At 73.4% G+C, this 2,868-nt stretch carries 3 protein-coding genes and 1 pseudogene; 1 reads left to right on the top strand and 3 read right to left on the bottom strand.

The window, feature by feature from the left end:
* Positions 1-240 (bottom strand): annotated as a pseudogene (locus tag FV223_RS32060) (hypothetical protein); the annotation flags it as partial.
* A gap of 192 nt (positions 241-432) precedes the next feature.
* Between FV223_RS32060 and FV223_RS24330 the strand changes: the two are divergent.
* Positions 433-1,158 carry a tyrosine-protein phosphatase gene (locus tag FV223_RS24330; protein WP_147729381.1) on the top strand — a complete coding sequence of 242 codons (726 nt, stop codon included), beginning with the start codon at positions 433-435 and terminating at the stop codon, positions 1,156-1,158.
* A gap of 1 nt (position 1,159) precedes the next feature.
* Here the strand turns inward: FV223_RS24330 and FV223_RS24325 are convergent, their stop codons facing one another.
* On the bottom strand, positions 1,160-2,020 hold the full coding sequence (locus FV223_RS24325) for a prephenate dehydratase (RefSeq protein WP_147729380.1): 861 nt from the start codon (positions 2,018-2,020) through the stop codon (positions 1,160-1,162).
* A gap of 8 nt (positions 2,021-2,028) precedes the next feature.
* On the bottom strand, positions 2,029-2,772 hold the full coding sequence (locus FV223_RS24320; RefSeq protein WP_147729379.1) for a 3-deoxy-manno-octulosonate cytidylyltransferase: 744 nt from the start codon (positions 2,770-2,772) through the stop codon (positions 2,029-2,031).
* Positions 2,773-2,868: the final 96 nt, after the last annotated feature.

Below are 2,868 nucleotides of genomic sequence, written 5' to 3'. Positions count from 1 at the left end.
GTATTCGAGGCCGGCGAAGAAGTCGCGCGCGGCCAGGATCGTCTCGCGGGAGGGCGGCTCGCGCGAGCGCAGCACGAACTCGACGAGCTTGAGCCCCTGGCGCTCGCAGGCCTCGCGCTCCAGCGCCACGCCCGGGATGATCCCGCGATAGGCCTCGCGCCAGGCCGCATCGAACACCGCCGACAGCGCGCCGACATCCGCGTTGCGGGCCCGGCGGATGCTCGTGGTGCGGGTGCTCATGGCCGGACCCTTCGGTTCGATCGTGCGGTTGGCGGGGGGCAACCCGCGGCAGGCCGTCAGGTTCGCCCCCGATCGGGGCGAACAGAAGGCAGCCAAGCGCCCTTCGCGACCGGCACAGGCAAGGGAGATGCCGAATTGCCGGCCCGGGGGCGCGCTGATAGAGCCTGCCCCTCGCCACCACCGCGAGAGCCCGTGTTCAACCGCTTCCTCAGCCCCGAGACCCGCTACGCCCGGCGCATGGCCCGCATCGAGCGCTTCGCGCGGCCGATCAGCGGCGCGCCGGCACGGCTCGGCGCCTGGGCGAACATGCTGTTCGTCGATCACGGCATCTTCCGGATGGCCTATCTCAACCGCCACCGGATCGGCACGGGCAAGATGTGGCGCTCGGCCCAGCCGGGCCCGCACCAGCTGGCGCGCTTCCGGGCGGAGGGGGTCCGCACCGTGGTCTCGCTGCGCGGCGGGCGCGAGCACGGCTCCTGGCCGCTGGAGCGCGAGGCCTGCGAGCGCCAGGGGCTCAAGCTCGTCGAGTTCGTGCTGCGCTCGCGCGAGCCGCCCTCCCGCGAGACGATCCTGGCCGCGCGCGACTTCTTCGCCGGCCTCGAATACCCGGCGGTGATGCACTGCAAGTCGGGCGCCGACCGGGCGGGCCTAGGCGCCGCCCTCTACCTGATCCTGCACGAGGACCGCCCGGTGGCGGAGGCCGCGCGCCAGCTCTCGGCCCGCTACGGCCATTTCCGCTTCGCCAAGACCGGGATCCTGGATGCGTTCTTCGCCCGCTACGCCCTCGAGGGCGCAGGGCAGGGGCTCGACTTCCTGACCTGGGTCGAGACCGTCTACGACCCGGAGGCGCTCAAGCGCGGCTTCCGGCCGGGCTTCTGGTCCGACGTGGTGGTCGACCGGGTGATCGGGCGGGAGTGAGCTACTCCGCCGCCGGCCGCGCCGCGTCGCGGAACGGGTGGGCCGGGTAGGTCCCGACGATCCGCAGCTCGCGCGAGAAGTAGGCGAGCTCGGCCAGCGCGCGGGCGAGGCCCGGCTCCTCGGGATGGCCGTCGACCTCGGCGTAGAACTGCGTCGCGGTGAACTCGCCGTCGACCATGTAGCTCTCGAGCTTCGACATGTTGACGCCGTTGGTCGCGAAGCCGCCGAGCGCCTTGTAGAGCGCGGCCGGGATGTTGCGCACCCGGAAGACGAAGCTCGTCACCATCGGGCGGTCGCCCGCCGCCACCGGCAGGGCCTCGGGGCGGAACACCACGAAGCGCGTCGTGTTGTGGGCCTCGTCCTCGACGTCGCGGGCGAGGATGTCGAGGCCGTAGACCTCCGCCGCCAGAGCCGGCGCCAGCGCCGCGCGGGAAGGATCGCCCGCCTCCATCACCTCGCGGGCGGCGCCCGCGGTGTCGCCGGCCACCACCGCCTTGAGGCCGAGCCGCCGGATGATGCGACGGCACTGGCCGAGCGCGTGGACGTGGGTGTGGACCGAGCGCAGGTCCTCGATCCGCGTGCCCGGCAGCACCATGAGCTGGAAGTGGATCGGCAGGAAGTGCTCGGCGACGATGTGCAGGGCCGAGGTCGGGATCAGGTGGTGGATGTCGGCGACGCGGCCGGCGATCGAGTTCTCGATCGGGATCATCGCCGCCTGCGCACGGCCCTCGGTGACCGCCGCGAAGGCGTCCTCGAAGGTGGGGCAGGGCAGGGCGGTCCAGTCCGGGTAGGCCTCCGCGCAGATGATGTGCGAGTTGGCGCCGGGCTCGCCCTGGTAGCTGATGGTCTTCGGATCGGTCATCGCAACGGTCAGTTGAGGCGGCGGGCGCCGAGCAGCGCGCGGGCGCGCTCCAGGTCGGCGGGGGTGTCGACGCCGAGCGGCAGGTCGTCGACGATCGCGGCGTCGATGCGCATCCCGGCCTCCAGCGCGCGGAGCTGCTCCAGCTTCTCGCGGGTCTCGAGCTCGCCCGGCGGCAGCGCCATGAAGCGCGCCAGCGCCCGGCGGCGATAGGCGTAGAGGCCGATATGGTGGAACAGCGGCCCATCGCCCCAGGGGGCGCGGGCGCGGGTGAAGTAGAGCGCGCGCAGGCGCTCCGGCCCGACCGTGTGGCCGACGAGCTTGACCACGTTCGGGTTCTCGGCCTCCGCCGGGTCGACGATCGGCGCGCACAGCGTGGCGATGTCGACCGCGCGGTCGGCGAGCAGCGCCACCGCCGCCCCGATCGCCCGCGGATCGATCGTCGGCAGGTCGCCCTGCACGTTGACGACGACGTCGTGGTTGCCCTGCGGGTCGACGATCTCCAGGGCCTCGGCGAGGCGGTCGGAGCCCGACGGGTGATCGGCCCGCGTCATCACCGCGACGCCGCCCACCGCCTCGACCGCGGCGGCGATCTCGGCGGTGTCGGTGGCGACGACCACCGGCCCGATCCCGGCCTCGACCGCGCGGCGCCAGACATGCACGATCATCGCCTCGCCGGCGATCAGCGCCAGGGGCTTGTTCGGCAGCCGCGTCGCCGCGAGGCGGGCGGGGATCAGGACGAGGGGATCGGACATCGACGGGCGATCTGCGGGACGGCGGCCGGGCCGCGGGCCGGTGCTTAACAGGCGCCCGCCGGCTTGTCATCGAAGCCGTGCGCCGGGCCTCGGGCG

It is taken from the genome of Methylobacterium sp. WL116 (assembly GCF_008039455.1).
In the GTDB taxonomy this organism is placed as follows: Bacteria; Pseudomonadota; Alphaproteobacteria; order Rhizobiales; family Beijerinckiaceae; genus Methylobacterium.
This window is presented reverse-complemented; position numbering and strand designations above follow the sequence as displayed.